Below are 5,009 nucleotides of genomic sequence, written 5' to 3'. Positions count from 1 at the left end.
CAAAAAAAGCCGCCCGGCAGACCAGATTTCCAGTCTGCCGGGTGCTGCCCTTTTATCTTATTCAGTTTCCAGACGGCTTCCGCCTCTGGCCAGGGGACTGCCCCCGTATTCCCAAGCACCAGCCAGGCAATTATTCTGCCGCCGGAGCCTCCTCTGCCTCAGAAGCAGCTCCTCCTCCGCGTTTTCCGTCGGTGATCCGGAATACGATCTCATCGCTGTTGACCTGAAGCGCCAGCTTCTCACTCTTTAACTCCGGAATATCCCCTACGGTCACAATGGTTCCCACAGGCATACCGTCCACGTCGATTTCCAGCGTATCGATCATATCTGCCGGAAGAGCCGAGTACGGAATCTTCATATTCAGCTTCTCCAGGACCGCCGTCACCTTATCCGCGTTCACCAGCACAATATCGATCACGCTGTTGACCGCCTGGTCTGCCGCCAGAGCCTGGAAGCTGATCTCCAGGATCTCATGCTTTAAGTTGTCCAGAGATTTTTCTTTTATCTGTACAGGGATCACTGTTCCATCCAGATTCAGTTTCAGACGGCTGCCCTCACGAAGCTCCCGAACCAGCTGTCTGGCCACAGACTCTTCGATCTGAAGAGCCACCGGCTCCTTTAACATACCGCCGAAAACGCTTCCCGGAACGTATCCATTCCTTCTGAGCTTCTTTGCCTTCACTGTAAGATCCCTTTTTGTTACGTTAATGGTATTCATGTTTCCTTCCTCCTGTTTGATATTGATTTTGCTGCACCTGCGGCTCGTCCGCAGATTTCTGCCTTACCTACCCTTCCAGGGCCCCGGATTTTCCCGCCTTTCTCTGCGCGCATTCCACGCGCAAATAAAAAGAAGGGCTTTTCATACAGCACCTGATGGTGAAATACCAAAAGCCCTTCTTAATATGTAAGACGGTTCTTTTTTATTTATTTTTACGATAATTAGTATAGCACACTTAAAATGAAATGTCAAATTTTCTTCTCATCCTATTTTCGGCAAATTTTTCTCGGTATATAATTTAAATTTTCAGAATAATTCTATTAACTGACTCTATTCCCGACACCCCCTGTAAACACTGCCCAAAAGTTCTCTTGCGCTCCCCTCCCTCCTGTGTTACTCTAGGACCGGAAGGGCTTCCTCCCGGAACCCAATCAAAGGAATCGAGGGATCATCATGAAACGAATTTTGTCATTTTTAAAAAAGGACGCGGTGCTTACTGCGGCCTGGACGCTGGCCATCCTGTCTATGGCGGCCGTTCCGCCCAGCATCCGCTATATCAGTTACCTGGACCTTCACACCCTGGGGCTTTTATTCTGTCTCATGGCCACCATGGCGGGACTCCAGGCCATGGGATTTTTCCACCAGATGGGAGAAAGCCTTCTAATGCGCATACACAGTCTCCGGCAGCTGGAAATGCTCCTGGTCCTCCTGTGTTTTTTCTCCAGCATGTTCATCACCAATGACGTGGCGCTGATCACCTTTGTCCCCTTCGCCATTGAGCTGCTGAAAATGATCCGCCGCGAGGACAGGCTGATCCCTGTGGTCGTTCTGCAGACCATTGCCGCCAACCTGGGGAGCATGGCCACGCCCATCGGAAACCCGCAGAACCTCTACCTCTATTCCCACTACCAGATGGGAATGGGCAGCTTTCTCCAGACCATGCTGCCCTTTGCCCTCCTGTCCCTGCTGCTCATCCTCCTGGCGCTCCTGCGCGGAAAAAACCAGCCGCTTTCTTTCAGCCTGTCCGAAATGCAGACCGTTTCGGGAGCAGCGCCATTCTGCCGCAAAAGCCTTCTTTCCTATCTGCTCATGTTTCTTCTCTGTCTGGGAGCCGTAGGAAAATGGATCCCCATCCCGCTCCTTCTGATGGCGGTCGTCTGCATCGGCCTCTTCGCAGACCGCACCGTATTTTCAAAGGTGGATTACTCTCTTCTGATCACCTTTGCGGGATTTTTCATTTTCATCGGGAACATGAAACAGATCCCCTGGCTCAGCAGCCTGTTCCAGCAGCTGGTCATCGGCCATGAGCTTCTCTGCTCCGTGGCGGTCAGCCAGGTCATCAGCAATGTCCCGGCGGCTCTCCTGCTGTCCGGCTTCACCGATCAGGGCGCCTCCCTCCTCATCGGCACAAATCTGGGAGGCCTGGGAACACTGATCGCGTCCATGGCCAGCCTGATCTCCTACAAATATGTAGCCAGGGATTTTCCTGGTCTCAAGGGAAAATACCTGGCGCACTTTACAGCCATGAACGTGCTCTTTCTGGCCATCCTTCTTCTGGCCGCCGCAGCAGCCCCACAGAGCGGCCTTCTGTCGTGAAGCGCTCCTTTCCAGAATATAAAAAGCGGAAGCCCTCTGAAAATCATGGCTTCCGCAGCAATAAAAAGAGCGGGTGATGGGAATCGAACCCACGTATCCAGCTTGGAAGGCTGGTGTTCTACCATTGAACTACACCCGCAGAGAAATATGAGAGGTCTGGGATGCCAGAGCGGCTTTCTTAGACCTTCTGTTTTTAATGCCCAGAGCCGGAATCGAACCAGCGACACGAGGATTTTCAGTCCTCTGCTCTACCAACTGAGCTATCTGGGCATATAAATCTGAAAATCCGAATCAATTCAAAATTTCCAAATTCTACTGGGCGGAGGTGGATTCGAACCACCGAAGCAAGTTGCAGCAGATTTACAGTCTGTCCCCTTTGGCCACTCGGGAACCCGCCCATATCATTCTGACAAGTCAAAATGATATCACAAAATCAATTAAAAATCAAGCACTTTTTCCTCAAAGATCATGGCACAGAAGGGACCGATCTCAACGGTCAGGATCCCGTCCCTGACCGGGTACGGGAGACGTCCCACATTGTACCGCTCCACGCTGGATTCCATGATCCGGTCCATGGAATCTCCGGTCACCTCTGCCTCCCATACAGGGATCTGAGCCCTCTGGGTAAAGCTCTCACTGTTGACCAGCACCACGCCCCGCTCATTTTCCTGGAATCTGCCGTAGGCGATCATGCCATTCTCTGCCAGCAGCGGCTTAAAGGAGCCCGTCCGGAAGGCCCGGTTCCAGTTTCGGATCCCCGCCAGATACCGGTGGAATTCCATCAGCTCCAGATCCTCCTGGCCCCAGGGGTATGTCCGCCGGCTGTCCGGATCCGTCCATCCGCAGACACCGGCCTCATCGCCGTAATAGATCGTCGGCGCCCCAGGCCAGGTCATCTGGACCACCACCGCCGCCCGGAAGATCCCGAGATTGATCCCCTCTGAGGCCGCCGCCTTCCCCCGGTAATCCAGCCGCCCCACCTGTCGGTTGGTCCTGGTAAGGAAACGGGAGTGATCGTGATTGGAGAGCTCGTTCATGGCCGCCATCATGGACGGCGTCTGCATCCAGCTCATATTGTAAAGCATGGTACACATAAACGCCTGACTGTTCTGGTACAGGTGGCCGTCTGCCCGGTCACTGTGCTTTTCAAGCCCCGTCAGAAACCAGGAAAGAGGCTCCATAAAAGCGTCATAATTCATGATCGTATCCCACTGGTCGCCGCCCAGCCAGGAAGAGCCGTCCCCATAATGCTCCGCCAGGATCAGGGCGTCCGGATTGGTCTCCTTCACCACCTTCCGGAAATCCCGCCAGAACTGATGGTTCATTTCCGGTGAGTGTCCCAGATCTGCCGCTACGTCCAGCCGCCAGCCGTCGATGTTATATGGCGGCGACAGCCACTTCTTCGCAATATCCAGAACATATTGATATAACACCTCCGAGCCCTCATAATTAAGCTTTGGAAGGGTATTATGGTCCCACCAGCCCTCATAGGAGCCATTGTCAGGCCAGCCATTCTCATTGGAGAACTTGAAAAAATCCCGGTAGGGGCTTTCCGGATCCAGATAGGCTCCCGGCGCGTATCCGGCCCGTCCTGCATAGATCTTCTCCCGGTCCAGCCATTTATTAAAGGAGCCGCAGTGGTTAAACACGCCGTCCAGGATCACCCGCATGCCCCGTTTATGGACCTCCTCCATGAACCGGGCAAAAAACGCATCGCTGGCCTCCAGATTTTCCATATCCGTGGTCCGGACCGCATATTTTTCCGAGTGGCCGTTGTCGCTGTCATACTCGTCGGCCAGGCCCTCGGCCTCCTTTACGATCACCCCATAATGGGGATCCACATGCTCATAGTCCTGGGTGTCATATTTGTGGTTGGAGGGCGACACGAAGATCGGATTCAGATACAGCACCTCCACCTTCATGTCCTGGAGGTAATCCAGCTTGTCCCAGATCCCCTGGAGGTCACCGCCGTAAAACCGGTCCACATCCAGCACCGACAGATCCTCTCTCCAGTCGTCGATCTTCATCACCGGGAAGCCAATGTAAATATACTCATCCGAAACCACATCATTATCCGGATCGCCGTTGCAGAACCGGTCAATGAAGATCTGGTACATGAGAGCACCCTTGGCCCAGTCCGGCACATGAAAGCCAGGAGTAATGGCAAACATCTGCTGTCTCTGTATATCCTTCGTTACTCCCAGCCGATTGTAAAGACAGGTCTCTCTGCCTTTTTTTATCTCAAAATAAAAACGGAGGGCCGTTTTTCCCACCGAGATCACAGTCTCATAAAAATCGAACCGCCCCCGGCTCTCTGCCTTATAAAGCTCGATCCGCTGGCCGCTTCCACATATGATCATAGAAACATGATCCGCGTTATTTTTCGCTGTCCGAAACCGCAGAGTCACAAGGTCGCCGGGATCTGGTTCCTCCGGACACCGGTATTCCGCAGTCTCATCGCAAAACAGAGCCGCTTTTTCCATAAAAACAGCTTCTCCTCTCTGTCTCCTGATGTTGTCTTATTTTTCTTCTGTTTATTATTATACAGGATTTCCCCGGGAATTGCACGGACTATTTTTCATGCCTGGCCTTTCCCTGCTTCCGGACAGAAAAAAGGCCAGCGGGGAATCGCTGGCCTTTTTCCGGAAAAGGTATTATGTCTCTTATGGGGTATAGCAAAAACTATATAATGTAT

Annotated in this window: 3 protein-coding genes and 3 tRNA genes; 1 reads left to right on the top strand and 5 read right to left on the bottom strand. The window is 52.7% G+C overall.

Going from position 1 to position 5,009, the window contains the following annotated elements; genetic code table 11:
* Positions 1 to 130: 130 nt before the first annotated feature.
* Positions 131 to 718 (bottom strand): hypothetical protein, encoded by a 588-nt coding sequence (locus WIH05_RS00290; protein WP_022272742.1) that lies wholly within the window; start codon positions 716 to 718, stop codon positions 131 to 133.
* 453 nt (positions 719 to 1,171) lie between these two features.
* Between WIH05_RS00290 and WIH05_RS00285 the strand changes: the two genes are divergently transcribed.
* On the top strand, positions 1,172 to 2,314 hold the full coding sequence (locus tag WIH05_RS00285) for an SLC13 family permease (RefSeq protein WP_337424803.1): 1,143 nt from the start codon (positions 1,172 to 1,174) through the stop codon (positions 2,312 to 2,314).
* Positions 2,315 to 2,382: 68 nt separating this feature from the next.
* On the opposite strand, the gene WIH05_RS00280 is transcribed toward WIH05_RS00285, so the two are convergent.
* The 4 genes from WIH05_RS00280 to WIH05_RS00265 form a co-directional block, all read right to left on the bottom strand.
* Positions 2,383 to 2,453: transfer RNA gene (locus WIH05_RS00280), tRNA-Gly, on the bottom strand.
* Between the two features lie 58 nt (positions 2,454 to 2,511).
* Positions 2,512 to 2,584, bottom strand: a tRNA-Phe gene (locus WIH05_RS00275).
* 46 nt (positions 2,585 to 2,630) lie between these two features.
* Positions 2,631 to 2,712: transfer RNA gene (locus WIH05_RS00270), tRNA-Tyr, on the bottom strand.
* A 39-nt stretch (positions 2,713 to 2,751) separates the two neighbouring features.
* The gene (locus WIH05_RS00265) at positions 2,752 to 4,797 is read right to left on the bottom strand and encodes a glycoside hydrolase family 13 protein (protein ID WP_337424802.1); all 2,046 of its coding nucleotides are present in this window, start codon (positions 4,795 to 4,797) and stop codon (positions 2,752 to 2,754) included.
* Positions 4,798 to 5,009: the final 212 nt, after the last annotated feature.

Origin of the sequence: Alitiscatomonas sp. (assembly GCF_037242085.1) — a bacterium.
Lineage (GTDB): Bacteria > Bacillota > Clostridia > Lachnospirales > Lachnospiraceae > Alitiscatomonas > Alitiscatomonas aceti.
This window is presented reverse-complemented; position numbering and strand designations above follow the sequence as displayed.